This window comes from Neglectibacter sp. X4 (genome assembly GCF_009917365.1).
In the GTDB taxonomy this organism is placed as follows: Bacteria; Bacillota; Clostridia; order Oscillospirales; family Acutalibacteraceae; genus Acutalibacter.
Genome location: NZ_QWLE01000057.1, coordinates 1 through 15050, shown reverse-complemented (window position 1 = coordinate 15050; position 15050 = coordinate 1). Strand labels below are relative to the sequence as shown.

The following is a 15050-nucleotide window of genomic DNA, read 5'->3' as shown; positions in this document are numbered from 1 at the left end:
TTTGTCAAGCCTTTTTTATGCTTTTTTCTTATTTTGCTCTTTTATACCTTTAACTTAATGACATTGCCCAAGTTGGGACGCATTTCTTTTTGTCCCGAGGAACCTTGAAAATTGAATAAGGCGAACCAGATACATTCCCTGTGTGGGGAGCTATGCTGTACGGCGCGCGATGATACCTTTGTGGAGCGATAAAGCCTGACAGTAACCCGTATCCAGCAATATGGCCCAGCCATGAGCCGCATCAGGGGGATAATGATACTTGCGCCGGCTGTCCGTCACGGGACAGGGCGCCCCGCCACAGGCATGGGGGGAGTAATAGTTGACCGCGTTAACTATAAAACTATGGAGCGGCCGCTGACCCGACGTCTGCATGAGCCTATCATTTTTGTTTAGGAGAATGAGTTATGCAAAATATATTACCCGAAACAGGTATAACCTTTGTGGACAAGCCCCACAATACCATCTATTTGAGTGTAGGCGGCTGTCAAGTTACTGTCGCCTGTTCCGAACAGGATAACCCGGACTTGTACGGTAAAGTGAAAGACATCCTGGTGGATTCCTTCTTTCATCAGCCCATGCCTGTCCGTGAAGATTTGAGTGCCATCCCATAAATGACAAGATAATAATAGAAAAAACTTTGTCTTTCCTGGTACACGCTTGCAAACCGGCCTTAAAAATAGTATACTATAGGTAAAGGAAGTGGTTCCCATGCCAATCAAGCCCTTTAAGGATTTAAGCCTTGTGGATGATTTCATGTTTTCGGAAGTCATGCGCAGGCCGGAGAATATCAAGCCTTTTCTGGAAAACCTGTTGGAAAAGAAAATCCAGCGGGTGGTAACTATCGACAAGCAGAAGGACTTGAAGGATACCTGCGATGCTCACGGCATCCGGCTGGACGTGTACCTGGAAGATGAAAACCATACCAAATATGATGTAGAAGTACAGGCCCGACTGCACCGCAAGCTGGAAAGGCGCATACGCTACTATACCAGCGGGATAGACCGGCGCAGCCTGGAAATAAACGCGGACTATGAGGAGCTGTCGGACAGTTTTGTGATTTTCATTTGCGTGGAGGATTATTTTGGCGCTGGCCTGGCTGTCTACGAGCGGGAAAGCCATATCAAGGGCGCGCCGGATATCCCCTATGAGGACGGTTCCCATGCGTTCATCCTTAACGCGGATTTCAAACAAGGGAACGGGAATCCTGCCGTGCTGGATTTTCTGCGGTACATCCGGGCAGGCTACCGGGGGGAGCACTACGATATTTCTAAATCCAGCTACTTGAAACAAATCGACGAGGCTGTTTGTGGAATCAAAGAGGACAGCGGAAGGGAGATGGAATACATGACGCTGGCTATGAAGATGATGGATGAACGCAAAGAGGCTTTTGAGCAAGGCGAGGCCAGAGGCCGGGCAGAAGGCCGGGCAGAGGGCCGGGCAGAAGGCGAACGCGCCAGTCAAACCAAGACTATCAAGCGTATGCTTGCCAGAGGGTTGAGCCTTGAGGATATCAGTGATATGATTGGCGTGGATTTACCCGAGATCAAAAAGCTGGCAGAACAGGAATAGGCTTGCCTTTTATTTGTTGAGCACCCCGAAAAGGGTGCTTTTCTTTTGTGAAATTTGACAGAATACACATAATATGAGATAACATATAGGGGATATCCCCTATATGTGGTATAGGCATAGAAGGATTGCAAAGGTTTACACAAACTCCGGCCTATGCCGCGTACCCAGTACCTTGACAATTTCATATGGGACTATGCTGGTCTGTCATTTTTCAATTATCAAAGAAAAAGGATGGACTGTATATGGATAAAACAAGCATTATCCCGAATCATGTTTCTGACAATTTCGTTTTCGATAAAGATACCGGCTGGCGGCTGGATCTTCCCTCTTACATCGAACCGGGAACAAAGGTATTATGCCTTTACCGCGTTTCCACAGATAAGCAGCTATACCATACGGATAATAACGAGGCCGACATCCCCATGCAGCGGAAACGCTGCCGGAAATACTGTGAATCCATGGACTGGACGATTGTATGCGAATTACAGGAGGAAGGGGTCTCCGGGCACAAGGTTCGAGCTGAAAACCGCGATAAGGTACAGCTTATCAAGGAGTATGCCAAGCAGAAACCAGCGGTAAGGGCCGACGGCGGGCAGATGGAACGGATGAGATCCGTATGCGTTACACCTGCCAGACAAAAAGCCGCACTCATGGGGATTGTGATGGGCAGACGGGCTACACGGTACCCTGATCGTCTGCGGCAGCGTTGTGGACGAGGATGTGAAAAACGATATTGCGGTTGCCGGGCGGCTGGGCATTGCGGCGACCACACTGGAAGGGGTGCTTGCCGTGAAGGGACATGGTATCCCGGGCCATGCCGGACATTAAGCTGGGAAGCCTTTTTGACGGGATCGGCGTGTTCCCTCTGGCGGCTTCCCGTTGCGGTATCCGTCCGGTATGGGCCAGCGAGATTGAAAAAGCGCCCATCTCCATAACCAAAAGGCACTTTCCCGACATGGTGCATTTGGGGGATATTACGAAGGTGGATGGCGGGAAAATCCCGCCGGTTCATGTAATTACCTTCGGTTCCCCCTGTCAGAACCTTTCTCTGATCGGCAACCGCTCCGGCCTTGCCGGGGCAAAATCAAGCCTGTTCTATCAGGCGTTTCGTATCATACAGGAAATGAGGGATGCTACTGATAACCTATATCCAGCTATCGCTGTTTGGGAAAACGTCATGGGAGCGTTTTCTACAAATGACCGGATGGACTTTAGAGCCGTCCTATCCGCCTTCTCGGACACCGAAGTTCCAATGCCTCCTTCGGGAAGATGGGGAAACGCCGGAATGGTGCGAGGGGGAACGCCTGATGTGTGCTGGCGGCTCATGGACGCCCAGTATTGGGCAGGCACCCGAAGGCTGGCACGAAGGCAGCGGATTTTCGTCGTGGCGGATTTTGGAGGCAGACGTGCCGCAGACATACTATTTAAGCCCCGTCCAATGCTCCCACTTCCTCCGCCTTGCGGAGAGGGCGGGCCGCCGCCGAAGGAGATCGAACAGCTTCTTTTGAAACAGGGCGGCAGATACCAGTCATCCACCCCTTTCAGTGCTTCCGTATGCGGGGAGCGGCAAAAAGGCAGGAAGAAACGGCCTTCCAAAACAGCTTCGGATTACCAACTGACCCTTTTCCCACTCTTTTAGCCAGTGACGTGACGCCCTTCGCCTTCTGGTATGAGGGCGACCCGGAGGGCGGCTGTATCCGTTTTCTGACGGAAACGGAAAGCGAACGGCTGATGGGGCTGCCGGAGGGCTGGACAAAGTACGGGGCGGACGGCGTGGAGATCCGGCCTCTGCAACGCTACAAGGCGCTGGGAAATGCGATTGCCCTCCCTTGCGCCGATTACATTATGGCTGGGATTTATGAGGTGCTGGCTGACCGGGCCGGAAAGGAGGAATGAGCCCATGTTTGAAGCCTATATAACCAATACAGCCCTATACCCCTTAATGGGGATTGAGGTAGGGACAACGGTACATTTCCCCATGACGACACAGGAGTTGCAGGCCGCCCTTGCCAAAATCGGGATAGACGGGAAACGGTACAGCGAAGTGTTCTTTATCAGCTTTGACAGCGATGTGCTGGGGCTCTACGATCATCTCTACGAATGTGAGGACATCGACGAGCTGAACGAGCTGGGCCACGCCCTGCTGGAAGTACGGGATAAGGGCGGACTGGAAACCTTTGAAGCCGCTCTTGTCTTGGGAAACCACACAAGGAGCGTGAAGGATTTGATAAACCTGACGCAGAACCTTGACCTGTACCGCTTTTACCCGGATATTTCCGATGATGAAGGGCTGGGCCGTCTGTACGCCGACGAGCTGGGGACTATCGACATACCGGAGCACATTCAGAACTACTTCGATTATGAAGCATACGGGCGGGATGTGCGTATCAACGAAGGCGGCGTATTCGCTCCCGGTGGGTATGTGTCGGCAGTCCCGGAGGGCTTCAAGGAGTATTATCACGGACCGCAGGACATCCCGCCGGAACACCGGATATTTGCCTATCCCGAAAAGGCCGAGCCTGTCCACTCCATTCTCGCCGCACTCAAACGGTTTCAAGAGGCCCCGCCCGCTCCGAAAAAGGACAAGGCGGGGCCTTCCCATGAAGAACGGTAAGACTTCGGGCCAGCATGGCCCGAAGCATGAAGGAGGTGCATACCATCAACTATTACCCTATCAATGAAGGGACCGCCCGCCGGGCAAAAGAAATGAACAGCTTTTCCGACTACAAGGAAGGGAGCGCAACGGCGGAATACCGGGCAATGGTGGACAAGGCCGCCGCCATAGCGGAAAAGCAGAAATCCCGGGTGGACCCCATGTACCATGAGAAGATCGACCATCTGTTAGACACCTACGCCCGCAAGCTGGCCGAAAACATGAACCAGGGCTTTGCCATTGACGCAAGGGTTCCCTCTATGATGATCGCCGGACCTGCCAATTTCCCGGTGGGAAAGAAAGAAAAACAGAACCGGGCCCGGGACAGCAACATGGAGGAATGGCGGTATATTCAAGGGCTGCTGGATAAGATACGCAGTACCGGCATGGGCGGGATCAGCGCCGATGACCCGGCAGCGATTGAAAAGCTCCAGAAGAAGCTGGACGGGCTGGAACGCTCCCAGCTCATTATGAAGGAGGTCAACGCCTATTACCGCAAGCATGGCAAGCTGGACGGCTGTGCGCTGCTGTCGCCGGACCAGATTGAAAAGCAGAAAGCAAGCATGGCGTCAAGCTGGCGGAGCGACCCGAGGCCCTTTGAAAGCTACCAGCTTACCAAGCTCTTTTTCATTCATGGAGTTTAGCAGCACATGATGGATGCTGCTGCCGTTGAAGCAGAGCTGCGCAGGCTGCGGGAAGTCTCGGAGAAGATTGGGATGGCGGTAGCGGGGGAGTATGACGGGGACGAATAGAAAATGGTGGCCGAATATTTTTCGGTCACCAGAGAAAGGACGTGACGGCGAAGAGCGCCGTCACGTTGCACTTTCCTCTTGCTGAGGCCATGGCGTTTCGCGCCGTGACCTCTTTTCATCCAAAATATAGCAGTCTTTCAAAGCAACGTCAACGTCGCGGAAAAATGTCTGCAGCGAAAATAGTCCATCCATCGGTTTCAAGTGAAGCATGCCCCAGGAAAAAGAACAAGTAAGCCAGAAATGCACCTCTGCTCTACTGACTGGTTGCAGACAAAAAGGCCATGACCTTCCCTTAATTCCGAAACGAACGTCCAGCACACTTTTGACCACAAACTCTGTCTTGAACCCCGCCGCCTTATCTGGTGTGAGCTGAGAGACGGCTATGATTAAGCGCCATGGCTGCTGAATTTGAGAGCCAGTTGACCGATTCTTCTTACAAAGACCTGAGCTTTGCGGAACGCCTGGACCTGCTGGCAACTGCCGAGTGGAACCGCCGCCAGACCAGCAGGGTGAACTGGTTTATCTGCAACGCCAAGTTCTCCACACCCTCTGCGACTGTGGAGAAGATTGAATATTATGAGGACCGGCAGTTGGACAAATCTCAGATGCTTCGGTTCTCTACCTGCCAATATGTTAACGATGGGTAGCACATTATCCTCAAGGGAGCCTCTGGAAACGGAAAAACCTACATAGCCTGCGCGCTGGGGAATGCTGCCTGCCGCCGGTTTAAGTCTTTCCTTTACATCCGTATGCCGGAACATCTGGACGAGCTGAATATTGTCAAGAGCAGCGGCGAGCTGCAAAAGCTGCTGAAATCATATAAAAAGGTTGCGCCTGGGATTAAGCTTTTTCTTTCATATCCTCTGTTCCAAAAAATTCCAAAATTTCTCTATATGCCGCCGTTACATTTTGTTTTCTAAAATCAATCAGATAGTCGGCGCACTCTTGTATGGAGTCTAGGCCGTTTTCAGCATCTATCAGCAGAATACCAGCTTTCTCCAGTGGTTTTATCCATTCAGATAAATTTTCGAATGCAGTGTAAAGCACCATCCTTGTTAAATCTGTTTCGCTTCGGGAAGTCAGTAATGCTGCCTGATAGCTTTCTTTTTGGAGCAATTCCAGCAATTCTTTCATCTGTTGTAATGGGCCGCATAATGCAACAACTGGCATAGGCCATTCGCCTACCTTTTTGGGGGAATTACAGCCTGCCCACATAGGCAGATCAGCCAGCGTCAAGTCTTTTGACAGCATTTTTCCCAAGGCATATGGAGCAGCCATACTGTTCGTGCGGCGCTTGAAAAAACTGTTTTCTGTAGCAAGCTGTTCCAGTACAGGGGCAGTAAAATCGCCCACAATAAGGTTGCTGCCAATGGGAGAGTTTTTTTCCTGATAAAGGCAAGGCATTCCCGGTTCATAACGGACACCTGTCACCCATGGGTATGCCGCTGGAAAAACAATATGTCCGTTGTTGGCACAGGCGGCAAAAATACGGGTACCCTTATCTGCAAGCTGTTTTGTCAGCTTCCCCAGTTCCTCCGTTTCCAGCCAGTTTTCACTGCCTATGCTCATGCAAAGATAATCGGGTGATTTTTTTAGGTTATCTTGAAGGGCCATACAGACTTTCTCGAGTGCGACTTTCCCATCCCTGCCGGAGCAAGAATATCCAATTAAATGAATATGTCGTGACATGGCTTCTGCCAAAATAGAAGCGCATATTGTGCCATGGGATCGGATTCCCTGAAGTGGCGATATTTCTACCCAAGCAGTGTCATCGTTCTCATATATCAGAATATAATTTCCAGATAAATCATATACGGCCTGAGATGAAAAATCATTATCTATAATGGATACTAAATAATTCTTTCACAAGCCTCTACCCTTTATATTTTCATCCTGTTGGCGATAAATCCCTCCATACGTATCTAAAACGCCGGCTGTTCTATCCGAAAGATTTTTTGAGTGATTCGCTCCACACAGTACAACAGACCTATCGACCACAGCACAAGGGCGCACCCGAAGAGAGCGCCGGGCAGAATGTGAGAAATGATGTGCAAAGGGAGGATGAACGACTCCGTTCCCTCCCGGATAAAAGGCTCCTCCGTATAGGTCAGAAGGAAAGGATGCACTGTGTCAAGCACCCAGAACAGCAGGGATACGCAGGCCGCGATATGCACCAAGTATCCCCTGCGCAGTATGTAACGGCAAAACGCCAAGGCAAGCAGCGTCAGCAGGAACAAAATACCTAGCCCGATGATCCACACATAATCCATCTCTGTTATGATTCTGTCCTGAGTAAACTCCCATTCGGGGTGCTTCAGGCGGGTTTCAATGTCCAACCAATAATTTTGAACAGTGCAAAGGACATAAATTGAACTGCCTATGCCGCAGAGGATGAAAAAACTCCTCAGCCCTTTTTCAAGAGGGGCAAACCAGTTTGGCAGCGCCCTTTTCTCTCGCTTATTCATCTGTTTGGATACCTCATGTTCAGGCTCATCGCTTTTCAACCCTTTCCTAAAATCCCGCACCCAAAATCCCACGCTTCAACCATGTTTTACTGTATATAAACCGCTTGTGCAATTTTCCTGATCTATCAGCATGACTATAAGCCGCATTATTCCCTCAAGTAGATAAACGCCATATCCTGCATCTGTTGGGCGCACTCCTCCGCGGTTAGCAAGTCCCGCATGTACTGGCTGCAAATTTCGTTAAGCTTTTCCAGCAGCTCCCGGCTGCGGTCATAGAAAACCACTGTGTCCACTTCCCCGCACCACTTGTCAATAGCCTGGATTTCTTCCCCTTGGTCCTTCCCATAGTAAACCTCCATAGCCCGCTTGTTTACGTCACGGTTCACAGGGGCAAAGGCTGTGCGCAGGTAGTTTTCTGGATCCAGCTTCCGCTCGCTGTCCAGCACAAATTTTAAAAAGGCGAAAGCAGCTTCTTTGTTTTTGCAGGATGAAGCAACTGCCAGGCTTTTGGCTGTATACAGCCTGCCCCCTTCGTCTGTCTCCAGGGCCATCATGGGCGTGACGCTGGGGGAATCCAGCATATCCAGATAGTTTCCGGCAAACATCTGGTTAGCCGTCCAGAGGTTGACTATGCTGCAAAAGCCGCCGAAAAGATTCCCGTCGTCCGGCATCAGGGAGGCCCCTATCTGGGCATTTTCGCTGTAGCGCAGGGCTTTCATGGCAGTGAGATACTGGATAAAGCTGTCGCTGTCAAGATCCGCTGTTTTCTCGTTTTCGTTTATCCGGGAGGAAAGCTCCGCAAAGTTGAAGCCGTCCCACAGGCAGTAGCCCAAAACAGGCAGCTCCGCGTATTCCGGCAGTTCATTGGCCAGGGCCGCAAGCGCCAGCACCTCTGAAACCTTGATAGGTTTCCCTGTCTCATATTCCGCTTCCAACGCGTCCGCCGCCTTTTTGTCCAGGCGTATGCCCACAGGGGCAAACTCATAGGGCATGGCATACAGCTTGCCGCCGCAGCGCATGCCGTCCAGCACATTGGTGTAATACTTGTCCCCGGCAAAGTCTGGGTCAGCTTCCATCAGGCTGTCCAGTTCAGCTAGCACGCCGCTCATGGAATACCGCTGGGCGGGCAGCCACTCCATGTCCAGAATGTCTCCAGCCTCGCCGCTCATCAGTTCCACCGTGGTGCGGGTGATATAGCCGGACACATCGGAAACGGCTTCGCTGTCCTTCACCTCAATGTGGATATTCGGGTAGGTTTCGTTAAACTCCCGGATGTAGTCCTGCCATATTTCCACCGTCGCGTCAGAGGTGTAAGTGCACAGCACCAAGTCAGCCTCCAGTTTCGTGTCCGGCTGGGGCTTTTCCTCTGGCTCTGCCCAGCCGGAAGTGGCAGCAGCTTCCTGGGAGGATAGTTCCCTAGGCCCTTCAGAACTGGAAGCCATAAGCGCGTCATAGACCTTGTCCTGTTCGCTTTGGCAGCCTGCCGCACACAGCAGCAGGAGCATGCACAACGCCATCAATAGCAGCTTTTTCATAGGAAACTTCCCTGCTTTTACACGGATTCTTTATTTAATATTTTATCCCGTCTAACGCACTTTGTCAATACTATAAATTAGAAAGCAGATATAAAGCTAGAAAAATATAATAAATATATGATTTTACGCACCGTATCTTTTTGATAAAATTTATAAGTGCATAAAAACTGATACCAATATCAAGGAACCCCTGATTTAATCTTCCCAATGGCAGGACAGGAAATGATATAATAATAAAATAGGGAAAAAGGCTGTCACGAAATGAAACAGGAAAGCTTCAGTGACATGGAATACTGCTGCCGGAAAAAGAAGACAAAGCGGGAAGAATTTCTGGAAATCATGGACGAGATTATTCCATGGGACGAATGGGTATCTCTGATTGTGCCCGCACCATCCCGCCGGGAAACGGGGCCGTCCGCCCGTTGGACTTGAAATTATGCTGCGGATGTATCTGCTGCAATGCTGGTTCAGCCTGTCCGACGAGGGCGTGGAAGACGCCATTTATGACAGCTATGACATACGCAGATTCATGGGGATCAACTTTTTTGAGCAGGATGTCCCGGGCGCCACGACCCTGCTTCACTTCCGGCATCTGCTGGAGGAGCAAGGCATCGGCAAGCTGTTTTTTGACGCCATCAACCGCTGCCTGGAACAGGCTGGACGGATGATGCATGGCGGCACGATTGTAGCCGCCACGCTGATAAGCGCGCCCAGCTCCACAAAAAACACGGAGAAAAAGCGTGACCCGGAAATGCACTCGGCGAAGAAGGGGAACCGGTGGCATTTTGGTATGAAGTGCCACACAGGTGTGGATGCCGGGAGCGGCTTTGTCCACACGGTAAAGGCTACCGCCGCCAATGTCCACAACGTCACGGTGGCGGCAGGGCTTCTGCGGGAAGATGACGAGGTAGTCTACGGGGACAGTGCCTACCTTGGGATAGAAAAACGGGAAGAAATCAAGAACAGTCCCCAGCTTTCTGCCATTACATACCGTATCAACTGCAGGCCGGGCCGGCTACCCAAGATTTCAGACAACGCCATCGACCGGGAGCGGTATATTGAGAACCGCAAATCTTCTGTACGCTGTAAAGTAGAACATCCCTGCCAAAATTGTGTTACTATGATAAAGCGTGTTCAAAATAGAGCTTTGATTCATAGAATAAGCCAATGTGGTCAGCAAATATTTGCCGCCGACCACATTGGCTTGAATAGACTATGTAAAAATTGTCATTTCCCGAACAAATCGGCGTGGGTGTCCGTGCGAACCAGATAAAGCTCATTCCCTTCACCCGGTAAATCGGGGAACCACTGAATAAATCGCGTTTGACGGCTTGGCACACATCACGCTGACATCCTTTTCCGTCATTGCACACAAAGTCTGCTTGACATACGTCAGTATGCCTGTACACCCTTTATGCACTCTGACAAAAAATCTGCCGACACGATATGTACACCAGATTTAATCAGCGCTTCCTCAGGAGCCAATCTGGAGATAGGTGGCACTCCTGGAAACCCGCCCAGTTGCCCGTGAGGGCATGGGCACGGTTGCGGGGCGGCAAGGCAACAGGGACGCGCAACGTGTTTAGCGCGTCCAGCAGAAGCTTCATATTGTAGCCGCGCCGGGCGCACAGGCGCTGGTCGCGCTTGAACTGTGCGCTGAGCCGCAGGTCAAGCATCGGCGGCCTCCCTCTCCAGCATGGCAAAGAGCTCTTCCGTGCCGCCCGTCCAGACATCCCCGCCACCATTTTCCAGCTCTTCCATGGCGGCAATAGTGGCGGCGTTAGGGGTCTCATCCTCCAGCGCGTCCGCTATGGCCTGCTTCATAGTCTTGAGCATAGCGGTCACATTGACAAGCTGGGCCTCTGTGAAATCGTCCAGCAGGGCTACACACTGTTCCTTGTTGCTCATGACCAAAACCTCCTTCTTTCCGCGTTCTCCTGCCATTAGTATAGCACATGGTGGATGGATATGCAAGGCGGGTTTCGTTTCCAACAAATTGTCAACTCCATTATAAAAACACGCCCAATTTGGCGAAACGACGCGAAACGGAAAAGTGCCGAAAACCCAGTGATACCAACAGTTTGCGGCACTTTGTATAACGATGTATAACGGCCCCATGGAACTCAATATTCATAATGGTACGGGAGTCACGGTCTACTAATTCCGCAACATAGGCTTGTGTCCAGCCCTTTTCTTCTCTGGCTCGTTTGAGAGCCGCCCCGAGGCCGTGAAAGTCAAACCTTCTTTCATCTTGGTTCATTCTCATATCACCCTATATCATTGTACATTTCGGGTTGAATTATGAGAATGTAATGAAATTTGATGTGAGGTAGTATTTTATTTCTTGTTTTCGTCTGTCTATTATAAGTTAATATATTTCTATTGGAATAACAACTTCCACGCTTAATCCGTGCGGGGCAGTATCAGAAAATTGAATTGTGCCTTGATGTATTTTCACAATCTGCCGCACGATTTTAAGACCCAGCCCATGCTCGATTTCTCCCGTTTGCTTTTGCGTACTGGAAATATCTTTGTCGTTATTCAATGTGTTTAGTTGCGGCTCACTTATTCCACAGCCATTGTCTATTACAGAAAAGGTACATGTTCTATCACAGCTTCCTACTGATACTTGTATCCTACACCCGTTTGGATTATGGACAATACAATTCCTGATTAAATTGCATAACATCCGGTTTAGTAAGGATTGATCGCCAATAATAGTGATAGCTTTTCCGGGATTATCTTCTGATAGCTCTAATTCATATTTGTCTGATAGGCCATCATTCAAAACTTCACTTACGGCTTGCCTCGCCAATTCTACCGGGACAAGTGTTTGCTTTTGCATAGGCTGCATGGAATATTCCAGTTTTGTAGTCAAATTCAAATTCTCAACTAAATTCTTTAGTTTTTCGCTATGTTTGCGGATAATTTCCGCTTGCTTTCTGGTGGTTTCCGGCAAAGAAGAAGTTTCTTCAATTTCGCTGGCATACCCTAAAATCATAGAAAGCGGCGTGCGTATATCGTGAGAAATACCCCTGATCCATTCGGCGCGGGTGTTATCTTTTTTTAGTAAGTAATCACCGGCTTTATTCAAACCGGCATTGATTTCTGCTAACTCCCCGTTTTCTTCCAGATGAACGGGATGCCCGGATGAAAGATGTCGTATGCCATTCAAAATCGGCTCCATAGCTTTTTCTATCCGGTGGGCATTTCGGACAAATAGATACAACATTAACAAAACATTGATACAGACAGCAGCTAAAAATCCAAACGCTATCGGCCGAACATATTGACTTTTGATGGAAGTGTAGTAATTCGTTACATATCCCTGCGGGAAACCAACAACTAAAAGGCTGTCTTGTCGATTCCAAATATTAACTGGATAACTGTTAAGATACCAACGGCTGAACATAGCAACGTCCGTTGTGGAATAGTGGCGCGGCAATTCTTCCGGCACATTCATTTCCCAAATTATGTTTCCATTTTCATCCAAAATCATGGCCCATGCGCAAGCATTGTTTAACATGTCCTCTGCCTGTATATCGGCATTGAATTGCCCGTTAGTTTCTGTGATATGATTTGAAAAATCTTCAATCGGGAAATTTGAGTTTTTTACATTCCCTAAATAGGCGGCTGCAAAGAAAGAGGCTACTAACAAAATATTGATGAATAGAAAGAGAATGATGATACTGACTATTGAAAATATATAGCGGCGAAAAAATCTCTCTGATTTGTTCATGTTTGCACCCCCTTAATATTCAGACGATACCCAATTCCTTTAATTGTTACAAGCGCAACTGGTTTTGAAGGATTTTCCTCGATTTTTTCTCTTAAATGTCGGATATGAGTTGCTAATGTACTTTCGTATCCTTGCCAGAAATCACCGCATATTGCTTGACATAATGCGCCTGTGGTAACGATCCTGCCTTGATTTTCATACAGTTTTTCAAAAAGTTGAAACTCTTTGGCTGTCAGCGAAATATTTTCTCCGCTTCTCTGGACGATTGCTTTTTCCAGATCAACCGTAGCAGCGTCAAAGAACACTTTTCGCTCTTTCTCCGGGTAAACGCGTTTCAATATAGCCTGTACTCGAAATAGTAATTCTTTTGGTAAGAATGGTTTTAACAGATAGTCGTCTGCACCATTTTCAAAGCCTACAAATTTATCTTCGGCCTCGCCACGAGCTGTTAGCATTAAGACAGGAATTTTGCTGGTCTTTCGTAGTTCTTTTAATGCAGCAAACCCATCCATACCAGGCATCATAACATCGAGTATCATCATATCTGGTTCTTGTTCCTCACACATTTTTAAGGCTGCCTCGCCAGACGAAGCCGTCAATACTTGTGTAAATCCTGCTCTTGTAAAAATAGATTTTACCATCTCCAACAAATCTGTTTCATCATCAACTACAAGGATTCTTTTATCGTTCATAAGGCACCACCTTTTATTTGTTGCTCTTATTATACCTCAAGATAGGTAAAATGCCTATTCTGACCTTGAAATCTCAAAGTAAACTCAAGGTTGGCTCAATGTTATCTCAAAGTTGATATGTTATGCTGAGTACACAAACAAAAAAGGAGGCATAAGTGATGAACGATTACATTATTGAAACACATAATCTGACAAAAAAGTATGGAAGTCAGGCCAGTGTTCAAAAGCAGCAGCTTTTGACGCCCTGTGGCAATCCGTAATCGGTTTTGGTATGTTGCTACTTCTTCCCTGCATTTTAGGAATTGTTGCAGCACTCCTCTTTTTTATGGAGCGAGATAACGACACCTTTAAGAACCTACGGACAATTCCGATAACAAGTTCACAGATGGTTATCGCAAAGTGCATTGTTTTATTATTGCTTAGTATTGCGTTTTGTATATCTTCGACTGTGGCCTCTATCCTTTGCGGTTTTGTCTTTTTCGGAGTGACCGATATTTTGTTTAAGGTATTGTTTTCCGCTGTTTACGGATTATTGATTGCGATTAGTGCATTACCGCTGATATTGCTGATTGTATTTTTCAGCAGATCCTATATTTTTTCCATTATGCTTTGTGTGTTTTATAGTGTATTCAACCTGCTCTCAACATTTTCTATGACAGCACTTCCAAAATGGCTTGTACTTACTCTGCCTACACCGAGCATTATGTTGTGGGGAACCCAGCAAATGTCTTCTCGTACTGCTATAAACGACACAGAGGATTTGCAGAACTTCATTCAAATGGGATTGATACCTTCTACTCCTCAACTAATTATAACTTTGGGGGTAATTGGGGCTGTTTCACTTCTTCTGGCGGTCTATCTTTATAAGAAAAGGAGTGAGTGAAATGGTAACAATTATAAAAACCGAGTTTATGAAGCTGAAAAGATATTTTATTGTCTGGATTGGCGTGTCCCTCATGGCGGGTAGCCCCGCCAGCTCGCAGGCCCGTTTGCGCCTGTGTCCGGAAACCAGTTCGTACCCGCCCTCCGGACGCCTGCGCACAATTCCCGGCACCAGCACCCCATGCTGAGAGACGCTCTCTGCCATCTCCCGCATTTTCTCATCGTCCATGACGTGGAACGGGTGCCCTTTGAAAGGGTGCAGCTCTGCCAGGGCGATTTCCTGAAATTGTTCTCCCGCTGGCTCCGCAGAGGGGCCGAATAAATCGTCGAATCCTGTCATCTGGATTTTCGCCGCGCTGTTCCTCATGCCGACACCTCGCGGGTCAGGGCAATATAAGCCTCCGATACTCTGCCGTTGGGGTCGTGGAGATAAATGCTCCTGCCCTCCGCGCTGGTTTCCGCCGCCCGGATGGATAGGGGAATGATGGTATCAAAAATCCCTGTCTCCCGGGCCAGCTCCGCAATGGAAGTGTAGCCGCTCCCTAATACCCAGTTTGCGGCGTTGGGATAGGGCCACCTCCGCACAAGCTGGGCAAAGCCTGGGGTGACTGGCCCGCCCTCCATCCGGCGCAGGATGTCATGGACAGCCTGACGGGTCAGGCCGAACCGCTCCCCGATGGCCCGGTAGCTTTCCCCTTCTGCCCAAAGCCGGGCGATCTCCTGGCGGCGCTGCTGTCTCTGCCGCTCTTCCTCCGTCAGTTCT

At 49.1% G+C, this 15050-nt stretch carries 16 protein-coding genes and 5 pseudogenes; 11 read left to right on the top strand and 10 right to left on the bottom strand.

The annotated features are described in order from the left end of the window. The first annotated feature begins 404 nt into the window (after positions 1 to 404). The 8 genes and pseudogenes from D1841_RS14445 to D1841_RS14415 all read left to right on the top strand — a co-directional run bounded on the left by D1841_RS14445 (position 405) and on the right by D1841_RS14415 (position 5894). Positions 405 to 611, top strand: coding sequence for a hypothetical protein (locus tag D1841_RS14445; protein WP_160644161.1), 207 nt, complete (start codon positions 405 to 407; stop codon positions 609 to 611). 97 nt (positions 612 to 708) lie between these two features. After that, positions 709 to 1569, top strand: coding sequence for an Rpn family recombination-promoting nuclease/putative transposase (locus tag D1841_RS14440; RefSeq protein WP_160644159.1), 861 nt, complete (start codon positions 709 to 711; stop codon positions 1567 to 1569). 185 nt (positions 1570 to 1754) lie between these two features. Beyond that, a pseudogene (locus D1841_RS14435) lies at positions 1755 to 2123 on the top strand (recombinase family protein); the annotation flags it as partial. 260 nt (positions 2124 to 2383) lie between these two features. Then, positions 2384 to 3208 carry a DNA cytosine methyltransferase gene (locus D1841_RS14430; protein WP_237076391.1) on the top strand — a complete coding sequence of 275 codons (825 nt, stop codon included), beginning with the start codon at positions 2384 to 2386 and terminating at the stop codon, positions 3206 to 3208. An 8-nt stretch (positions 3209 to 3216) separates the two neighbouring features. Beyond that, on the top strand, positions 3217 to 3465 hold the full coding sequence (locus D1841_RS19315) for a DNA cytosine methyltransferase (RefSeq protein WP_243035821.1): 249 nt from the start codon (positions 3217 to 3219) through the stop codon (positions 3463 to 3465). Positions 3466 to 3469: 4 nt separating this feature from the next. Beyond that, positions 3470 to 4183, top strand: coding sequence for an antirestriction protein ArdA (locus D1841_RS14425; RefSeq protein WP_032520992.1), 714 nt, complete (start codon positions 3470 to 3472; stop codon positions 4181 to 4183). Between the two features lie 14 nt (positions 4184 to 4197). Further along, positions 4198 to 4839: pseudogene (locus D1841_RS14420) on the top strand (hypothetical protein); the annotation flags it as partial. Between the two features lie 530 nt (positions 4840 to 5369). After that, a pseudogene (locus D1841_RS14415) lies at positions 5370 to 5894 on the top strand (ATP-binding protein). On the opposite strand, the pseudogene D1841_RS14410 reads toward D1841_RS14415, so the two are convergent. The 3 genes and pseudogenes from D1841_RS14410 to D1841_RS14400 form a co-directional block, all read right to left on the bottom strand. Continuing rightward, a pseudogene (locus tag D1841_RS14410) lies at positions 5815 to 6825 on the bottom strand (S8/S53 family peptidase); the annotation flags it as partial. The pseudogenes D1841_RS14415 and D1841_RS14410 sit on opposite strands and share 80 nt — an antisense overlap. Positions 6826 to 6896: 71 nt before the next feature. Beyond that, complete coding sequence (locus D1841_RS14405; protein WP_160644155.1) at positions 6897 to 7439, bottom strand: hypothetical protein; 543 nt, start codon at positions 7437 to 7439, stop codon at positions 6897 to 6899. Positions 7440 to 7585: 146 nt separating this feature from the next. After that, positions 7586 to 8974: an ABC transporter substrate-binding protein gene (locus D1841_RS14400; RefSeq protein ID WP_160644153.1), complete on the bottom strand. Its 1389-nt coding sequence runs from the start codon at positions 8972 to 8974 to the stop codon at positions 7586 to 7588. Positions 8975 to 9235: 261 nt separating this feature from the next. On the opposite strand from D1841_RS14400, the gene D1841_RS19310 reads away from it, so the two are divergent. Together D1841_RS19310 and D1841_RS14395 are read left to right on the top strand one after the other, a co-directional pair. After that, on the top strand, positions 9236 to 9406 hold the full coding sequence (locus tag D1841_RS19310) for a hypothetical protein (RefSeq protein WP_237076389.1): 171 nt from the start codon (positions 9236 to 9238) through the stop codon (positions 9404 to 9406). Between the two features lie 4 nt (positions 9407 to 9410). After that, on the top strand, positions 9411 to 10247 hold the full coding sequence (locus tag D1841_RS14395) for an IS5 family transposase (protein WP_237076388.1): 837 nt from the start codon (positions 9411 to 9413) through the stop codon (positions 10245 to 10247). A gap of 190 nt (positions 10248 to 10437) precedes the next feature. On the opposite strand, the gene D1841_RS14390 is transcribed toward D1841_RS14395, so the two are convergent. From D1841_RS14390 to D1841_RS14370, 5 genes and pseudogenes are all read right to left on the bottom strand, one after another. Next, positions 10438 to 10650 carry a type II toxin-antitoxin system YafQ family toxin gene (locus tag D1841_RS14390; protein ID WP_160644151.1) on the bottom strand — a complete coding sequence of 71 codons (213 nt, stop codon included), beginning with the start codon at positions 10648 to 10650 and terminating at the stop codon, positions 10438 to 10440. Beyond that, positions 10643 to 10882 carry a hypothetical protein gene (locus D1841_RS14385; protein ID WP_160644149.1) on the bottom strand — a complete coding sequence of 80 codons (240 nt, stop codon included), beginning with the start codon at positions 10880 to 10882 and terminating at the stop codon, positions 10643 to 10645. Before D1841_RS14385 ends, D1841_RS14390 begins: the two co-directional genes overlap by 8 nt. A 205-nt stretch (positions 10883 to 11087) precedes the next feature. Continuing rightward, positions 11088 to 11240, bottom strand: a pseudogene (locus D1841_RS14380) (helix-turn-helix transcriptional regulator); the annotation flags it as partial. Between the two features lie 102 nt (positions 11241 to 11342). Next, positions 11343 to 12713, bottom strand: coding sequence for a sensor histidine kinase KdpD (locus D1841_RS14375; RefSeq protein WP_160644147.1), 1371 nt, complete (start codon positions 12711 to 12713; stop codon positions 11343 to 11345). Further along, positions 12710 to 13405, bottom strand: coding sequence for a response regulator transcription factor (locus tag D1841_RS14370; protein ID WP_009901663.1), 696 nt, complete (start codon positions 13403 to 13405; stop codon positions 12710 to 12712). The genes D1841_RS14375 and D1841_RS14370 overlap by 4 nt, the downstream gene beginning before the upstream one ends. A gap of 271 nt (positions 13406 to 13676) precedes the next feature. Between D1841_RS14370 and D1841_RS14365 the strand changes: the two genes are divergently transcribed. Further along, entirely contained in the window at positions 13677 to 14288 is a 612-nt protein-coding gene (locus D1841_RS14365; protein ID WP_237076387.1) for an ABC transporter permease, read from the top strand. Here the strand turns inward: D1841_RS14365 and D1841_RS14360 are convergent. Together D1841_RS14360 and D1841_RS14355 are read right to left on the bottom strand one after the other, a co-directional pair. Continuing rightward, positions 14244 to 14654 carry a ParB N-terminal domain-containing protein gene (locus tag D1841_RS14360; protein ID WP_161879988.1) on the bottom strand — a complete coding sequence of 137 codons (411 nt, stop codon included), beginning with the start codon at positions 14652 to 14654 and terminating at the stop codon, positions 14244 to 14246. The two genes, D1841_RS14365 and D1841_RS14360, sit on opposite strands and share 45 nt — an antisense overlap. Continuing rightward, positions 14651 to 15050 (bottom strand): helix-turn-helix domain-containing protein (locus D1841_RS14355; RefSeq protein ID WP_161879987.1); only part of this gene is annotated, 400 nt, incomplete at its 5' end. The genes D1841_RS14355 and D1841_RS14360, both read right to left, overlap by 4 nt.